This window comes from Levyella massiliensis (genome assembly GCF_000308275.2).
Lineage (GTDB): Bacteria > Bacillota > Clostridia > Tissierellales > Peptoniphilaceae > Murdochiella > Murdochiella massiliensis_A.
Genome location: NZ_HG529490.1, coordinates 549677 through 566639 on the forward strand (window position 1 = coordinate 549677; position 16963 = coordinate 566639).

The following is a 16963-nucleotide window of genomic DNA, read 5'->3' on the forward strand; positions in this document are numbered from 1 at the left end:
CAGAGCCTACCGCTCTTCTTCGCGTGCCGTAATGTGCAACTCTTCATATTGCGCAGGCGTAATAACCGTCGGTGCATCCATCATGAGGTCCTGTGCCGTCTGCGTCTTCGGGAAAGCAATGACGTCGCGAATATTGCTGCGATTGATCATCATCATCACGAAACGATCCAGACCGTAGGCAATGCCGCCATGCGGCGGAGTGCCGTATTTCAGTGCTTCTACGAAAAAGCCGAAGCGCAATTCGATATCTTCATTGCTTAGCTTCAGCAAGTCAAAAATCTTGCGCTGCAGATCCGCGTTGTTGATACGAATGGAGCCGCCACCGCGTTCATCGCCATTAATGACGATATCGTAGGCCTGCGCACGTACACTGGCCGGATCCGTATCCAGCAGCGGAATATCTTCCTCCAAGGGTTTGGTAAACGGATGATGCTTTGCCACATAGCGTTGTTCTTCCTCGTCGTATTCAAACATCGGGAAGTCAACAATCCAGCAAATCGCAAAATCATCCGGTGCAAAGGTTAAGTTTTCGTTAGCAACCGTGGTGCGCAAGGTTCCCAGATGCTCCAAAGTTTTCATTTTTGGTCCAACCAGAATGACGGCCACATCGCCATTTTCCAAGGACAAGGATTTTTCTAGGAATTGCTTGGCTTCTTCTGTCAAGAATTTATTAAAGCTGGAAGAAATCCCTTCTTGTGTCTTCTTTACCCAAAGCATGCCGCTTGCACCGATGCCCTTGGCAAAGGTCGCGAGCTTATCCAGTTTCTTACGGGCGTAAACGTCAGCCAGACCGTTAAAATTAATGCCGCCGATAAAATCACCGGCTTCCGCCGCTTGATGGAAAAGCGCAAATTCTGTGGTTTTCTCCACGCCCTCCAAATCGACAATTTCAAAACCGTAACGCAGATCCGGCTTATCCGTACCAAAACGGCGCATGGCTTCATCAAAGGAAATGCGCTGAAACGGTCGCGGTAACTCTACATGTAACACCGACCGGAAGACAGAAGCCATCAAACGCTCATTGATCTCCAAAATATCCTCCATTGTAACAAAGGACATTTCAATATCCACCTGTGTGAAGTCCGGCTGGCGATTGGCGCGTAAATCTTCATCGCGGAAGCAACGTGCAACCTGATAATACCGATCCGTCCCGCCGATCATCAGCAGCTGTTTGTAGAGCTGCGGGCTTTGCGGCAAAGCGTAGAATTTCCCCGGCGATACGCGAGAAGGCACCAGATAGTCGCGTGCGCCTTCCGGTGTCGGCTTGCCTAAATAGGGGGTTTCAACTTCAATAAAGCCTTCCTGATAGAGGAATTCACGGAAAGCGCGCGTAATCGCAGCGCGTTTGGTGAGCATCTCTTGCATACGTGGTTTACGCAGATCCAAATAGCGATATTTGAGGCGCATCTCTTCTTTCACATCGTCATCATCGCGAATATAAATCGGCGGCGTTTTGGCCACATCTAAAAGACGAAGTTCGGAACAAATAACTTCGATATCTCCTGTGGGCAGGTCCGGATTTTTAGAAGAACGCTCCACAACCTCACCGACGGCTGCCAGCACATATTCCTGGTGCATAGCTTTCGCTTTCTCATAGAGCGCCTCATCCGTTTCCGCATTAAACGTCAATTGCGTTATGCCGGTGCGATCACGAAGATCAATAAACGCTAAAGATCCGAGGTCGCGCACCTTCTGTGCCCAGCCCATCAAGGTTACCGTTTTTCCCACATCTTCCAGACGTAATTGTCCGCAATGATGCGTGCGTTTCAGTCCGTTAAGGGATTCCATAGTTGCTCCTTTTTCTTGCTATTCTTCATCCTGTAAATAATATCGAACGTAGGGATTAATGCTGCGTTCTTGTTTTAATGTTGTCGGAATATCATGTCCGGGATATACGATATAATCCTCAGGCAGAGAAAACAACTTTCGCAACGATTTTTTCATATCGCTTTCGCTGCCGCTGAACAAATCCATACGTCCCACCGATCCGAAAAACAATGTGTCACCGGTAAAAAGGGCGTTGTCGCTTTGGTAGACGACGCTGCCATGGGTGTGTCCCGGCGTTTCCAGCACCTTCAATTGAAAAGGCGTAAGACAGTCGCCCTCATGAATCCAATGATCCGGTTGTAGCTTTTCTCGCAGATCCCCAAGAACCTGCGGATAGCTGCGAATGGAGTTTTCCAGCACGTCTCTTTCCTTCTCCGACAGCCATACCGGAACATGGTATTTTTGACGGAAATACGGCACGCCGGCAATGTGATCCACATGTGCATGCGTCAGAAGAATATCGGTTAAGGTGAGATGCTCCTCCTCAATCCACTGGACTAAAAGTGGCAGTGGTGAACCGGGATCAATAAGAACCGCTTGTCCCGTTTGCGCATCGCTCAAAAGATACGTGTTTTCACCAAAATAAGCGGCTACTGTGGAGCGAACCTGCATACAGCCTCCTAACCGTTCATGCGAAATACATTTATGGTGTTCGGGACGGTGCGAATCTTGCGCATCACCTCATACACCTGTTTCGCATCATCAATTTCAATGGTCATTAAGATATGCGAGGTGTTATCCGCATCGGTATGCACCTGCAATCCCGACATGTTGATTTCCATCTTATTTAGCAATTCGACGATATCGGCCATATAGCCGGTTTTGTTGCGAGCCAAAATGCGCAGGGTAGAGAAAAATTTCGATTTTTTCGTTTCGGCCCATTCCACCTCGATCAGGCGTTCCGGCTGCTTCGTATGGACGATATTCACACAGTCCGCTCGATGAATGGAAATACCGCGCCCCATCGTGATATAACCGATAATCGCATCACCGGGGACGGGCGAACAACACTGTGCAAACTTAATCTGCAGATTGGATACTCCTTCCCCGCGAATCCGAACCGCCTCATCGCCACTTTGTGGACCATGTACCGCATGGACTTCGCCGGATGATTCGAGGTTCTCCAGTCGTTTCTTTTCCGCTTCCTCGTTGCGTTTCTCTTCATAGATAGCCTTAAGTTTACCCGTAACACTGCCTACGGTCTGGGAACCGAACCCGATTGCCGAATAGAGATCCTCTGGCGAAGCAAAGCTTGTCCGTGCAATGACGGATTCCAGAGCCTCGTCATTCATCAACTCATTCGGGTGATAACCGTCCTTTTTTAAATCCTGCACCACCATATCACGGCCGATCTCCACGTTGACCTCACGATTGGCATGCTTAAAGAACTGACGAATCTTCTGCTTTGTAGAAGGGTTGGCCACAAAGCTCAACCAGTCACGCGAAGGGCCCTCCGAATTTTTGGAGGTGAGAATCTCCACGATATTACCATTTTCCAATACATGGTTAAGCGGTACCAAACGGCCGTCTACTTTGGCGCCCACACAGTGATTCCCGATATCCGAGTGAATGCGATAAGCAAAGTCCACCGGCGTCGAACCGCGCGTGAGCTCTACCACATCGCCACGCGGCGAGAATACATAGACCTCATCAGAGAAAAAGTCCCCCTTTAGGGTTTCCATGTACTCCTTCGAGTCCGTGGCCGTCTTCTGCCATTCCATCAGCTGACGCACCCAAGTCAGTTTTTCATCAAAGGCGGTTTTCTTACGGCGTCCTTCTTTGTATTGCCAATGCGCAGCAATACCGTATTCCGCGGTCTGATGCATCTCAAAGGTACGAATCTGTACTTCGAACGTCTCACCGCCCGGGCCGATCAGCGTGGTGTGTAGTGATTGATACATGTTTTGTTTCGGCATGGCAATGTAGTCTTTAAAGCGCTTCGGAATCGGCTTCCAAAGCGTATGCACTACGCCAAGCACAGAGTAGCAATCTTTGACCGTGTCCACAATCACACGAATGGCTGAAACATCAAAGATCTGGTCAAAGGTTTTATTTTGCTGATACATCTTTTTATAGATTGAATAGAGCGTCTTCGGACGTCCGGAGATCTCAAAATGAATGCCCAATGACTCCAGTTCCTTGCTCAGTCGATCCATAATCTTTCGAATGTATTCTTTGCGTTCATCCAAGCGTTTATGTACCAATTCAGAAATCTCGAAATACGCATCCGGATCCAGATATTTTAAACACAAGTCCTCTAATTCGGACTTGATCGTGGAAATACCTAAGCGATGCGCAATCGGCACATAGATTTCAATGGTCTCGGTAGCTTTTTCCACCTGTTTCGCACGGTCCTTATAATCCAACGTACGAAGATTATGCAGACGGTCGGCAAGCTTCACGATGATGACGCGAATATCGTTTGCCATGGCCATGACCATTTTGCGATAGTTTTCCACCTGATTTTCTACTTTGGATTTGGATTGCAACTGTTTCAGCTTGGTAACACCATCCACAAGGGTGGTAATCTCCTCACCGAATTCTTGCTTCATCTCTTCTTCCGTAACGGACGTATCCTCCAGCACGTCATGCAAAAGGCCCGCGCATATCGATTGATCGTCCATTTGCAATTCGGCCAAGATCATGGCTACATGCAGCGGATGAATGATGTACGGTTCACCGGAATTTCGTTTTTGTCCCTCATGAGCCGCTGCAGCACAGGCATAGGCACGTCGAATGAGGGCTTCATCGGTCGACGGATGATACGCTTTTACCGCGTCAATCAATTGGTCAATGGTCATGATTCCCCCCTTCGCTCCTGCCGCATCGGCATTGGTTTACAAAATCTCGATATCTTGCATTAGAATACTATCTTTAAATTATACCTTACTCATACGGATATCGGCTAATTTTAATTGAATTTTCTTCTTCCCTTGGAATTCGTTCCATTCCGGTCGATACAAAATATCCACCGCAAGCGCAGAAGGTTGTCCGTAAAGGGCAGAACGAATCTCAGCTTCTGCTGTCGAGCCTCCTTCTTGCGCTAGTTTTTGTAACAGTGTATCGCCGGAAAAAGCAACCCCTTGCAAACGGGCTCCTTTGGATTCCAATAGAATCTGCAACACATTTTTTTGGCGACCGACCAAGCGCATGCTCAATACATTGCAATGCGTTGCTGCAAAAAGCGGCGGTGGGTTGCCTTTTCCGTAAGGTGCGAGAGCCTCCATGGCATCCAAGGCGTCGGCGTGAACCGAGGAAAGATCCAGAACGCCGTCAAAATCCACCGAAGGTTCAAAGTCTTTTTCCTGCAAATTCGCTTCGGCATTCCACAGCGCACGCAATGCCTGAAAATCTTCTTCTCGCACTGTCATACCGCAAGCCATGCGATGCCCGCCAAATGCCACATAGCGATCGCGATGGCGATTGAGAGAAGCGAACATATCATAGGCCTCAATGCTGCGCCCTGAGCCCTTTAAAAGATGCTCTCCCGCCATGGCATTTGTAAATATTAAAGTCGGACGATGATAGCGATCCTTCACGCGACCTGCTATAAGGCCGCATACACTTTCATGCACATCCGGAAGCACTTCAGCGATAACCGACGGTAACACTTTTCCATCAAGTCGGGCAAACGCCTCCTCTACGCCCTGTTTCGTCAGGTCCTTGCGTTCTTCATTTAACGTGTAAAGTTCCTGCGCATATGCCTCGACGGTGGCTTCATCCTGTTCTAAAAACAGTTCGACGCCTAAGCGTGCTGTCGAAAGGCGTCCGGAAGAATTGATACAAGGCCCGATAATAAATCCCGCCGTATAGGTGGTTACCGGGCGATCCCAGCTGTGCAGCTTCAATAAAGCGCGCAAACCCGGATTTTCCGTTCGACTGAGAGCTTCCAGCCCCAAGGATACGATCACACGATTTTCCCCTTGCAGATCCATCATGTCACAAATGGTTCCAAGTGCTGCAAAACCTATTAATTCATCAAAAAACGGCATCGGCATGTCACCATAGCGGCAAAGCGCTTGCATGACCTTAAATGCCACCCCGGCGCCGCACAGGCCGGGAAAAGGATAGGTTTCCTCCGGGAATTTCGGATTTAACAACGCTTCACACGGCGGGCGTTTCACCTGCCCGTCTACGGTTACAGCTTCGTGGTGATCCGTCACAATGACGGGAATCTGATACTCATAAGCTTTTTCCAATCCTTCAAAGGCAGCCACGCCGTTATCCACGGTAATGATCAGCCCAATCCCCTCTTTTGCCGCCTGTTCCACCAGCGACGCATTGAGTCCGTAGCCGTCCTCAATGCGATCCGGTATCGCATAGCTCACCGCCTGCATCGGATTCTTGCCCATCCCCTCTGCCAACGCGCGTAATCCCTTCACCAGGATAGTGGATGCTGCCACACCGTCCTGATCATAATCGCCGATAATACGAATTGGCGTATCGGTTTGCAAACTTTCGTAGATGTACGTAACGGCAATCTCCATTTCTTGAAACAGAAATGGATCCAAGAGGTCTTCCTTTCGAGGATGCAAAAACGCCTCCGCCTCTTCCGCGCCAATCCCACGATTGGCCAGAAGAAGAGCGGAGAGCGGAGACTGTGTTGTTTCGCGACGCAGTGTTTGATAAGCTTCGCGATTGTTCTTCATAAACCAGCGCATGCTCTTCCTTCCCTAGCAAAAAAAAGACGGGAAACCCCGTCTTTCTTCGCATTCATGCTATTGTTCCGTTGTTTCCTGCGGAACATCCGAAGCCGGGCTGTCTGCCTCCTCGGTATTCTCTTCGCCTTCCCAATGAAGACCGCCTTCTTCTTTCTTCTCCTCATATCCTGCGACGGGCTGGACCACGTAGGAAAGTGCGTTACGCAGGAATTCGACACGATGGTGCTCCTGTCCGGTTTCAATCTCAAAAGCATCTTCCGACAAAGCGACAATGCGACCGCGAATGCCGCCGATGGTGACAATGGTGTCGCCAATTTTCAAGGTGTCGCGCACTTTGGCCATCTCTTCCTGGCGTTTTTTCTGAGGACGAATCATCAGAAAATACATTGCGCCGAACATAATGGCCAGCATAATAATGGGATATAACTGTTGCATAGTAACTCCTTTAATCTTAGTTTTTGCTTTGCAAGCATTATTGCATCCGTTCTATTGTATCACAGTGTCTGTAAAGACGGGCTTTATCAAGCAAGATAGCGTCCCAAAAATTCTTTCTTAAAGTCAAGGAAGGCATCAGCCAGAATCGCTTCACGCATTTCCTGCATCATATGAATGAGAAAATACAGATTGTGAAAGCTCAAAAGGCGCGATGCGAGTATTTCGCCCGCCGTCACCAGATGACGCAGATACGCACGAGAATACTGCGTGCAGGTAGGACAGTCGCAATCCGAATCGAGAGCGCTAAAATCCTCTTTGAATTTCGCATTGCGCATATTTCGTTTGCCGTCATGGGTTAAGGCCTGTCCGTTCCGTGCAACACGCGTCGGTAAAACACAATCGCACATATCAATCCCCGCTTCCACTGAATCAAAGAGATAATCCGGCGTTCCGATGCCCATGTTATAGCGCGGTTTGTCTGCCGGCAATAACGGTGTCGTGTAATTGAGGATGCGCAAAAACTCTTCATGCGGTTCCCCGACACTGATGCCGCCAATCGCAAAACCATCACAATCTCTGGCAATGGTTTCTTTCGCGGAAAGACGACGTAAATCTTCTTCAAAGCCGCCTTGCACAATGCCGAAAAGAGCCCGATCGTCACGCGTTTTCGCCTCTATACAGCGATCCAGCCATCGTAACGTACGATGCATGGAGTTTTCCGTGTAGTTATAATCCGCCTCAAACGGAACGCATTCATCAAAGGCCATCATGATATCCGCCCCCAGTGCCTCTTGGACGCCGATGGAGACCTCGGGTGAAAGAAAACGCGGCGATCCATCCAGATGCGACTGAAAGGTCACGCCATCCTCCGTAATGGACTTGCGATCCGCAAAACTGAACACCTGGTAGCCGCCGGAATCCGTAAGCATCGGACGATCCCAATTCATGAAGTCATGCAGACCGCCCGCTTTTTTTACAATCTCCGGACCCGGACGCAAAAACAGATGATAGGTGTTCGCTAAAATAATTTGAGCGCCCATTTCCTTCAGCTCCGGCGTTGACATAGCCTTCACCGTAGCTTGTGTGCCCACCGGCATGAAAACCGGTGTCAAAATATCGCCATGAGGCGTATGCAATATACCGGCACGAGCGCCGCAGTCCTTGGATTGATGGACGAGTTCATACGTTACGGCCGGCATGGCGCCTCCTCAAAGATCGGATCCGAAGCGTCCGGCCCGTCGTGTTCACTTTCCGCTTGAAACTCTTCCGGATGCACCGCAATGCCTCGCTCGGCATTGGCGGGCGCAGTATCCCTACGGGAAAGAATTAACATGGCATCCCCAAAGCTAAAGAAGCGATATCGCAAAGCATTGGCTACTTCATAGGCATGCAAAATGCGTTCCCTGCCCACTAAGGCAGAAATCATCATAATCAGCGTAGACTCCGGCAGATGGAAATTCGTAATAATACCATCAATGGCCTTATACGCATAACCAGGATAGATGAATATATTCGTCCAGCCGGAATCCGCTTGCAGACTGCCGCATTTTTGGGCAACGCTCTCCAAGGTTCGTGTGGAAGTCGTGCCGACCGCTATCACACGATGTCCGGCTTTTTTGGTCTCTTTAATCAGATCCGCCGTCTCCTTGGGAAAGACATAGAATTCCGAATGCATATCATGCTCTTCAATATTGTCTTCGGAGACAGGGCGGAAAGTACCGAGACCCACGTGCAAGGTCAAATAGCCCAATCGAATGCCATGGGCTTTCAAATCCTCCAGCATCGCTTTTGAAAAATGCAGGCCTGCCGTTGGTGCTGCGGCTGAGCCATCCACACGGGCATAAACGGTTTGATAGTCGTCCTTATTCTTCAGCTTCTCCGTGATATAGGGCGGCGTAGGCATGGAACCGATACGATCCAATATTTCTTCCCATACACCTTCATAATGAAATTGAATCAGGCGCTGTCCCTCCTCCAAAATGGACTGCACTTTGCCCGTCATAAGTCGAGGCTCCGTGGCATCGCCGAAAAGAATCTCGGTCTCCACCTTCATCTTTTTCCCCGGCTTCACGAGGCATTCCCAAAGATCGCCCTCAACGCGACGCAATAACAGAACTTCAATCTGTTCGTCTTTGCCCTCCCGATGGCCGTACAAACGTGCGGGGATCACTTTCGTATCGTTCATGATCAAGGCATCGCCGGGTTCCAGATAATCCAACAGATGCGAAAAATGATCGTGCGTCATGTTCCCGTTATCGCGATCCAATATCATCAGGCGGCAATCCTCTCTTTTTTTGGTAGGATGCTGCGCAATCAGTTGACGATCCAATACATAGCTAAAATCCGATGTTTTCATTTAGCTTCTTGTCCTTCCTGTTCCATCTTTCTTCCTGCCGAAAAAGCCGTTCACAGCAGGGTATTTTTGGGCACCGGTAGCCCGAGGTAATCATAGGCGCCCGGGGTTAAGACACGGCCGCGCGGGGTCCGTGTTAAAAAGCCGATTTGCATTAAAAACGGTTCAATCACATCTTCCACGGTCCGGCTTTCTTCTCCCATGGAGGCTGCAACGGTATCAATACCCACCGGTCCTCCGTCGAAAAGTTCGGCAATAATATGCAAAAAGCGACGGTCATCGCGATCGAGACCGAGTTCATCCACTTCCAGCATGGCCAGTGCTTCGCGCGTAATGTCCCGCGTGATAGAGCCGTCTCCGCATACCTGTGCCACGTCACGTATACGACGTAGCAGACGATTGGCAACACGCGGTGTTCCGCGCGAGCGACGTCCGATTTCCATGCCTGAAGCAGCATCCATTTGAATGTCAAGAATTTCCGCCGAACGTGAAACCACGCGGGCGAGTTCTTCCGGCTGATACATTTCAAACGTGATAAGCACTCCAAAGCGGTCTCGCAATGGCGAAGAAAGCATGCCGCTGCGCGTTGTTGCACCGATTAAAGTAAAGGGTTCCAAGTCCAGACGCAAGCTTTGCGCCGTAGTTCCCTTCCCCACCATGATATCTAAAGCAAAATCCTCCATGGAAGAGTAGAGAACTTCTTCGATATTGCGATTGATGCGATGGATTTCATCAATGAAGAGCACATCGCCGCGGTGCAGATTTGTCAGAATACTGGCCAGATCGCCCTGCCTTTCGATGGCAGGACCCGAGGTGATTTTCAAACGAGCGCCCATTTCATTGGCAATAATACCGGCAAGCGTGGTTTTTCCAAGACCCGGAGGTCCCGAAAGCAAAACATGATCCAGTGCTTCGCCACGCGCTTTGGCGGCGTTCATAAAAATTTGCAGCTTCTCTTTTGTTTTTTCCTGTCCGATATAATCTTTCAACCAGCGAGGACGGAGGTTTCCTTCGTGACAGGTATCTTCCTCATCGGCTTGTGTTGCCACAATTCGTTCCTGTTCCAATGTTACCTCCTTTCCTTAGCTCAAACGTTGTAATGCTGCTCGCATTAAGGTTGACAATGGCAGAGACGGATCCAATCCTTTGAGTGCGCGCATAGCTTCACTGCGCTGATAGCCAAGATTTAAAAGTCCCTGCAGAGCGACATCAAACTCCTCTTGCGTAGGTAACGTCTCCTCCTGAGGAAGAACCGCTCCCTCGATTGCCCAATCCTTAACCTGATCCATCAGCTCCAACAGAATGCGTCCGGCGGTTTTCTTCCCAACCCCCGGTGCTTTCGTTAGGGTAGCCAAATCCTGCGTCTGCACGGCTCGCACAATGCCTTCCACGCTCACTGAGGAAAGAATCGAAAGGGCTACTTTCGGCCCGACAGCGGAAACTTTAGTCAAACGGTCAAACATATCCCGCTCCTGCTCATCATAGAAGCCAAACAAAAAAACGCCATCATCGCGGACGATATAGCGTGTATACACTTTGACTTCTTCGCCCACCTGAAAACGCGACATCGCTTTTAGGGATGTCGCCAATTCATAACCGATTCCATTGTTTTCCAGGATAATCTTTTCGGCTTCCATTGCGGTCACCTGACCGATGATATAAGCATACATGGCTACCTCATTCGTTGTTGTTCCTTAAAACGTTGCCCGAAAGCATGCGTAATAGCCGCTGCCAGACCGTCCGCTGCATCATCGGGCTTTGGGACTTCCTGCATGCGCAGCAACATCTTCACGGCATTTTGCATTTGAATTTTTGTCGCACGACCGTATCCGGTGATCGCTTGTTTGATCTGTCCCGGCGTATATTCATAAAGCGGAATTGCCAGACGCTCCACCGCTGTGACTTCGACTCCTCTCGCCTGTGCGACGGAAATGCCCGTCGTCTTATTTTGATAGAAAAAAAGCTCCTCAAAGGACGCCTCATCCGGTGCGGTTTCTTTGAGCAGCTGATTCAATTGCGTATCAATTTGTATCAGTCTTGTCGGCATCGGACTGTGCGCCGGCGTTTCAATGCATCCATAGGTAACAAGGCGTAGGCTGTTACCATCAAAGTCAATGACGCCGTAGCCCATGCGAGCAAGTCCCGGGTCAATGCCAAAGATTCTCATCGCGCATACCTTTCTAAAACCGCATCATTCATGCCGCTCCAGAATGCATACCGATATACCTTCGCAATGTTGTTATAGAGAAAATGATTGATCTTTCCATAGATCATATTGAGTTCTCTTAAGTCCAGATTTCCTTCTTCCACCTTCAGCTGCGAAAGGTGTTCAAAGTCCAACACAATCTGGGAATCCAATGAGCCGTTCAACTGAAAAACTTTCTTGCGCAGTACCTTACGGCAATACAAATTGGAATATTGTCTTACTTCCTGATTACCCTTTGTAGACGTTTTAATATGATAAAACACCATGGACTGCAGCCCCATCACCTTCCCCTGCTTTTGATTATGAAAAAGTGTAGGCAACTGCGCCAGTTGCTCCGGATCGTATTCCTGTAACGCCAGACGTTCCAGTCGATCCACAAAATAAGAGGACTGGCCACCGGCCACATAGCCCTTCAAAAAAATAGCCAATTCAAAACGATTCACTTCGTCATTGATAAGTTTCTTAATGGCCGCCACAATGAAATCTCGGTCCTTACGATAACGCAAAGAGCGCTTTAAGGATTTCATCATATGCTTCATAAGGCGGTAGCCGGGCTGTATATTGGACAACTTCTTGCGATGATCGATCATGGACAGAAGAATGTGCATGGAATCCGGATCATTCTGATATAAAAAACGATTTTCAAGACCCTCTTCGACTTGCAGCAGTCGATCATTCATGTCGCATTCCCCCTTCCGATCTGTCCATTAAGTATACACTATTTTTTTCATTCGCATGCCTTTTCTCTCGAAAAAAAGCAAAGAAAAAACCGCTTGAAATTCTTCAAGCGGTTTAATAGCGTGCCATTGAGGATTCGAACCCCAGGCCTTCTGGTCCGTAGCCAGACGCTCTATCCAGCTGAGCTAATGGCACACATCTTCGAAGAGCGGGTGAAGGGAATCGAACCCTCGTAGCCAGCTTGGAAGGCTGGAGCTCTACCACTGAGCTACACCCGCAGGGAAGCGGCAGACGAGATTCGAACTCGCGACCCTCGCCTTGGCAAGGCGATGCTCTACCCCTGAGCCACTGCCGCAAATCACTTTCGTGATTTTTAATGACTCGAATATTTTATCATATTCGAGACCAAACTGTCAACCGAAAAATTCGGTCATGTTTGGTTAAATGGGCGAGAGCGGATTCGAACCACTGAAAGCATAGCTAACGGATTTACAGTCCGTCCCCTTTAGCCACTTGGGTACTCGCCCGTATTAAAAAACGACCCGGATGGGCTTCGAACCCACGACCTCCAGCGTGACAGGCTGGCATTCTAACCATCTGAACTACCGGGCCGCACACCAAACATGAAATTGACCCTACCCGGATTCGAACCGGGGATACCGCCGTGAGAGGGCGATGTCTTAACCGCTTGACCATAGGGCCAAAAGTAGCGGAGAAGGGACTTGAACCCATGACACCTCGGGTATGAACCGAGTGCTCTAGCCAGCTGAGCTACTCCGCCAAGCTGCCGAAAGTCGTTTCCGGAAATGCCGAGGACCGGAATCGAACCGGTACGATCGGTAAGGATCGAGGGATTTTAAGTCCCTTGCGTCTGCCAATTCCGCCACCCCGGCAAAACGCCTTGTGTAGGACTCGAACCTACGACAACGCGGTTAACAGCCGCGCGCTCTACCAGCTGAGCTAACAAGGCATAGCAGTGAAAATCACCGCCGCTACTTAGATTGAATCGCCATACGAACATTTAACACGCTCTTAATATCAGCGACTTGTACATTATAGCAACCTTGCATTCTGTTTGCAAGGGGTTTTCATATTTTTTTGTTATCTCGTTCTTAGCCTATCCGAAAGATATACGGTTTTTCAATCGTTATTGCTTTCAACACGTAAGGTCCAGCTCGGCTTCCTGTACATTGCCCAAGTCTATCGGGCCGCCGATAGCGGCATGCACATGCTCTCCTTCCCTTGTAGCAGAAAGTTCGATTATTCCCGCCGGTTGATGCAGGAGAATCGTATCTTGATCGAGATGCCATTTTTTCGCATAGAGATAGGCCACCGCAAAGCTGCCGGAGCCACAGGATCCCTCACGATACAGAGTTTGTGCCTCCGTCACATACACATATGGCACCAAGGATGGCTCTTTTTCGTTCAGAAACAAAACTCCTAAAGCAGGTGCCGGATAACGCTGAAGCAGTACATTGATGAGAATCGGCACCAAATTTCTATCTTCTGCGACATTTTGAAGTAGCAGATGATTAATCCCTTCCATTTGCACGACAGGATAATCCTTTTCTGCGAAAGAAAGTAGAGCAATCGCCTTCGGATCGGGAAGCGTCACCGAAGCAGTGTTCTGTATGGTGTCTACCTCAACCGACAAGGGCTTCGCGGCGCCGCTTACGGACACAACTTCCACGCTTTTGCCGTGTATGTCTTTTTGAAGCGCTTTTAACAGGGCAAAGGAGCGCGTGGCATTGCCGCAGAATTCCCCTCCCATCATGTCCATACGAACGGGAGAACCTGTATCGTCCATTGATAAGAAAGCAACCTGTTCAATGGACGGATCCGCCTGTGCCATCAAGGCACGCCCCACCGCTACCCATCGGTCCTTCGGTACAGATGTGTGAATAAAAGCGGTAATGTTGCCGGCTGGATTGACGCGCTGATAAAGGATTCTGTTTTTCATCCTATTTGCTCCCCTTGGTTTGCCTCTTGCCCCAAAAATACAGCAATTTTCTCCGCATCCTTGAGGCCTTTTTCATACAATTTTCGCATGCCTTCTTTATCCCTCTTCAGTGTATCAATGCCGCAGGTGTCATCCGGCGAAAGAATAAGGGCTCTGCCCTCCTCCCGGAGTGCCTTCACCTTATCGACACTGGCATTATAGCGCGCATAGCGAAGTGAAAATGCTTTGGCAGCGTTCGGGAATTCTTCTTTGATATGGTCAACTGCTTTCTGATCTCGTTCGGGCGTGCGCACGGTGGATTCCGGCAAGGTTAAAATCAAAATCACCTTATCGCATCCTTCTGCCAAAGCACGTTCGACAGGTACCGGATCCGATAATGCACCGTCATAGTAGAGCGTGCCGTCAATCGGATAGGGGCGACAAAAAAAGGGGATGGCTGAGGAAGCTTTGAAAATATCATATCGATCCTGTGAAATGGCTCTTTTATCAAAGTAGTGAGCCCGCCCCGTTTCTGCCTCGGTAGCGACTACGATAAAATCCATCGGATTATCACGCAGTGTCGGATAATCCAATGGGTTTTCGCCATCTGCATTGCTTAAGGTGCTATAAACATAATCCAAATCGACCATATTCCGATGGCGCAGAAAATTCCACAAACTGACATACTTTTTACGAAAGGAGTATTCCGTATAAAATTGCAGATTCCGATGCTTTTGCCGGGCAATAAAGGACGCCAAATTAGCGCTTCCGGCAGATACGCCGATGCCCAAATCAAAAGTAATATTTTCTTCCATACAATAATCCAAAACGCCTGCGCCATATATATCGCGCATGCCGCCGCCGACATCAATAATGCCGATTTTATTCTTTCCCATGTCTCCTTCTTTCTGTTCGAAAGCTACTATCAGCATAGCACGGAACGACATCTGTTGTACAACACAAAAAAAGCGCTGCACGGGCAGCGCTTTTTGCGTTCTCTAAGAGATGACAGAAGGATGATCTTTCGCCTTATCGTGAAAACGAATCAGCCCCATACCTCTTTCGCAATGTCTTTCACCAATTTCAGTTTTGCCCATTGCTCTTCTTCGGTCAGCTTATTGCCGATTTCGCAGGAGGCAAAGCCGCACTGCGGGCTCAGATACAGGCGTTCCAACGGAACAAAATTCTCTGCTTCGCGAATACGGCGGATGACTTCGTCCTTGTCCTCCAGCTGCGGATTTTTCGTCGTAATAAGGCCCAAAACGACTTTCTTTTCTCCGGTAAGTTTGGCAAGTGGTGCAAAGCTTCCGGAGCGTGCATCATCGTATAATACCATAGCCCCTTTCAAGTTGCTCCATAATCTGCGCTATCGTCAGATAATGGTCCTCATCAGTCTGTTCGTAGAGCATCTTGGCCACATAAAAGGGGCGAAGTTTCGCTTTTATATCCATTTGTAGCTCCCATTATAATCAACGCAAAGTTTCTACTGGCCATTATTAAGACTTCCGTTGATACATTGTTAAAGAAACAGCAGTCCCACATCTCTTGTACAATCATCATGGACCCGTCATTTCTATTTAAAAGCTCACAAATCAGCATCCATATAATCAAATATGTAGTTAATGCAACATTCAAATTAATTGCTTTTAAAAATTGGATTTCCATCCACCAACGCTGATTTATAGCATATTCATGACACATAGAATGAGGGGCATTCTAAAAAAAGCGTCGACAATTGTCGGAATACCATTTAGGAATCTGGCTTTGAAAACCATCATAGTCATTGGATGCCATCTCATATCTTTTTACCATTCCTTGTATTTCACGATTTCCGTACTCTTCGGCCCACTTTATTGAATATAATGATGAAAGAAGTACAGAAAGTTTCAATATTTTCCAGAACAACTCCGGCGGATCGCCATTGAAATATCCATATACTTTTCCAATTGAATATGGAATACTGATTTCAACTTCAAATGCCTGCATTTTGTAGAACTCGCTATACCCTTCTCCGCATCCCACGCGATCAAAATCTATAACTCCTACATCATCCTCGCTCTTCAAAAGAATTAGATTTCCAAGGTGAAAGTCTCCGTGTTTATAAACAGCTTTACTATTCTCAAGTAAGTGTAAATTATCCATCACATATTTTATAACATGTGAGTCGTTTTCTACTCGGTGCGCACAAGAAATATACTCCTCCATCTGCGCCTTTTTTTTCTCAACAACATTCTTTTTTGGTAAATCCTGCGGATCAATTGGGATTTGATGTATGGCACTAAGTATGATACCTGCTCGAACACCCAATCTAAATTGATGATTTTCATCAAATAGATTAATACATTTGTTCATTATCTGCCCATCGAGCCACGAAAAAAGCATATACACTTTGTCCAATTCAGGGCTGTATCCCGTCTCAACTAAACGCGACATAGAAAAATCCAGTCCATTAATTTTACGGACAATTCTACTTTCCCTCAATTTTTCATCCATATATTTTTTTTCGCTCAACCGAAGGAGATATTGAGTCCCTTTGCAGTCCATCAAACGATATTTTTCATCCTTCGACCAGCCATATGATATTTTGTCAATCGAACTTATATTGTACTTGTTAATTATCGATATCCTTTTCAGTTCCATTTTGTATACCTCAATTATTCTGGCACTTTTTAATAGCTCAGGCAAATCGATCATGGTAGGTTCACCATTATGGACTGTGACTTCTTGCGGAATGCCGTCGTTGACCGTCAATTCTTTGCGATATGGACGTTGAGATACGTCAATCTTTTTTGCCTTCTGACGTATATTTGCAATCGTCACCCTACAACTGAACAAACGGTATAATGTTCCTAATTAGAGCAAGT

General features: G+C 48.0%; 15 protein-coding genes, 9 tRNA genes and 1 pseudogene. All 25 read right to left on the reverse strand.

Going from position 1 to position 16963, the window contains the following annotated elements; translation table 11 throughout:
• Positions 1 to 6: 6 nt before the first annotated feature.
• The 25 genes and pseudogenes from aspS to BN98_RS02655 all read right to left on the reverse strand — a co-directional run bounded on the left by aspS (position 7) and on the right by BN98_RS02655 (position 16919).
• Positions 7 to 1788 (reverse strand): aspartate--tRNA ligase, encoded by a 1782-nt coding sequence (gene aspS / locus BN98_RS02540; protein ID WP_019189890.1) that lies wholly within the window; start codon positions 1786 to 1788, stop codon positions 7 to 9.
• An 18-nt stretch (positions 1789 to 1806) separates the two neighbouring features.
• Positions 1807 to 2439, reverse strand: coding sequence for an MBL fold metallo-hydrolase (locus tag BN98_RS02545; RefSeq protein ID WP_019189889.1), 633 nt, complete (start codon positions 2437 to 2439; stop codon positions 1807 to 1809).
• An 8-nt stretch (positions 2440 to 2447) separates the two neighbouring features.
• Entirely contained in the window at positions 2448 to 4628 is a 2181-nt protein-coding gene (locus tag BN98_RS02550; protein WP_019189888.1) for a RelA/SpoT family protein, read from the reverse strand.
• Between the two features lie 78 nt (positions 4629 to 4706).
• Positions 4707 to 6488 carry a single-stranded-DNA-specific exonuclease RecJ gene (gene recJ, locus BN98_RS02555; protein ID WP_019189887.1) on the reverse strand — a complete coding sequence of 594 codons (1782 nt, stop codon included), beginning with the start codon at positions 6486 to 6488 and terminating at the stop codon, positions 4707 to 4709.
• 57 nt (positions 6489 to 6545) lie between these two features.
• On the reverse strand, positions 6546 to 6923 hold the full coding sequence (yajC, locus tag BN98_RS02560; RefSeq protein ID WP_019189886.1) for a preprotein translocase subunit YajC: 378 nt from the start codon (positions 6921 to 6923) through the stop codon (positions 6546 to 6548).
• 86 nt (positions 6924 to 7009) lie between these two features.
• The gene (gene tgt / locus BN98_RS02565) at positions 7010 to 8122 is read right to left on the reverse strand and encodes a tRNA guanosine(34) transglycosylase Tgt (protein WP_019189885.1); all 1113 of its coding nucleotides are present in this window, start codon (positions 8120 to 8122) and stop codon (positions 7010 to 7012) included.
• Positions 8110 to 9279 carry a tRNA preQ1(34) S-adenosylmethionine ribosyltransferase-isomerase QueA gene (gene queA, locus BN98_RS02570; protein ID WP_019189884.1) on the reverse strand — a complete coding sequence of 390 codons (1170 nt, stop codon included), beginning with the start codon at positions 9277 to 9279 and terminating at the stop codon, positions 8110 to 8112. The genes tgt and queA overlap by 13 nt, the downstream gene beginning before the upstream one ends.
• A 50-nt stretch (positions 9280 to 9329) precedes the next feature.
• A complete protein-coding gene (gene ruvB, locus BN98_RS02575) occupies positions 9330 to 10343 on the reverse strand; it encodes a Holliday junction branch migration DNA helicase RuvB (RefSeq protein ID WP_019189883.1) in 1014 nt (337 codons plus the stop codon).
• A 15-nt stretch (positions 10344 to 10358) separates the two neighbouring features.
• Positions 10359 to 10946: a Holliday junction branch migration protein RuvA gene (ruvA, locus tag BN98_RS02580; RefSeq protein ID WP_019189882.1), complete on the reverse strand. Its 588-nt coding sequence runs from the start codon at positions 10944 to 10946 to the stop codon at positions 10359 to 10361.
• A gap of 2 nt (positions 10947 to 10948) precedes the next feature.
• A complete protein-coding gene (ruvC, locus tag BN98_RS02585) occupies positions 10949 to 11443 on the reverse strand; it encodes a crossover junction endodeoxyribonuclease RuvC (protein ID WP_019189881.1) in 495 nt (164 codons plus the stop codon).
• Complete coding sequence (locus BN98_RS02590) at positions 11440 to 12162, reverse strand: hypothetical protein (protein WP_019189880.1); 723 nt, start codon at positions 12160 to 12162, stop codon at positions 11440 to 11442. Before BN98_RS02590 ends, ruvC begins: the two co-directional genes overlap by 4 nt.
• Positions 12163 to 12281: 119 nt before the next feature.
• Positions 12282 to 12355, reverse strand: a tRNA-Arg gene (locus BN98_RS02595).
• 12 nt (positions 12356 to 12367) lie between these two features.
• Positions 12368 to 12438: transfer RNA gene (locus BN98_RS02600), tRNA-Gly, on the reverse strand.
• A 5-nt stretch (positions 12439 to 12443) separates the two neighbouring features.
• Positions 12444 to 12515 (reverse strand) — tRNA-Gly (locus BN98_RS02605).
• Between the two features lie 90 nt (positions 12516 to 12605).
• Positions 12606 to 12687, reverse strand: a tRNA-Tyr gene (locus BN98_RS02610).
• An 11-nt stretch (positions 12688 to 12698) separates the two neighbouring features.
• Positions 12699 to 12772, reverse strand: a tRNA-Asp gene (locus tag BN98_RS02615).
• Positions 12773 to 12790: 18 nt separating this feature from the next.
• Positions 12791 to 12862, reverse strand: a tRNA-Glu gene (locus BN98_RS02620).
• Between the two features lie 5 nt (positions 12863 to 12867).
• A tRNA-Met gene (locus BN98_RS02625) sits at positions 12868 to 12941 on the reverse strand.
• A 26-nt stretch (positions 12942 to 12967) separates the two neighbouring features.
• Positions 12968 to 13053, reverse strand: a tRNA-Leu gene (locus BN98_RS02630).
• Between the two features lie 4 nt (positions 13054 to 13057).
• A tRNA-Asn gene (locus BN98_RS02635) sits at positions 13058 to 13130 on the reverse strand.
• 186 nt (positions 13131 to 13316) lie between these two features.
• Positions 13317 to 14120 (reverse strand): histidine racemase CntK family protein, encoded by an 804-nt coding sequence (locus BN98_RS02640; RefSeq protein ID WP_019189879.1) that lies wholly within the window; start codon positions 14118 to 14120, stop codon positions 13317 to 13319.
• Positions 14117 to 14995, reverse strand: a complete 879-nt coding sequence (locus tag BN98_RS02645) for a patatin-like phospholipase family protein (RefSeq protein WP_019189878.1) — start codon at positions 14993 to 14995, stop codon at positions 14117 to 14119. Before BN98_RS02645 ends, BN98_RS02640 begins: the two co-directional genes overlap by 4 nt.
• A 149-nt stretch (positions 14996 to 15144) precedes the next feature.
• Positions 15145 to 15423: pseudogene (locus BN98_RS02650) on the reverse strand (vitamin-B12 independent methionine synthase); the annotation flags it as partial.
• A complete protein-coding gene (locus BN98_RS08650) occupies positions 15419 to 15550 on the reverse strand; it encodes a hypothetical protein (protein WP_019189876.1) in 132 nt (43 codons plus the stop codon). The pseudogene BN98_RS02650 and the gene BN98_RS08650, both read right to left, overlap by 5 nt.
• Before the next feature lie 265 nt (positions 15551 to 15815).
• Positions 15816 to 16919 carry a phosphotransferase family protein gene (locus BN98_RS02655; protein WP_019189875.1) on the reverse strand — a complete coding sequence of 368 codons (1104 nt, stop codon included), beginning with the start codon at positions 16917 to 16919 and terminating at the stop codon, positions 15816 to 15818.
• Positions 16920 to 16963 lie beyond the last annotated feature (44 nt).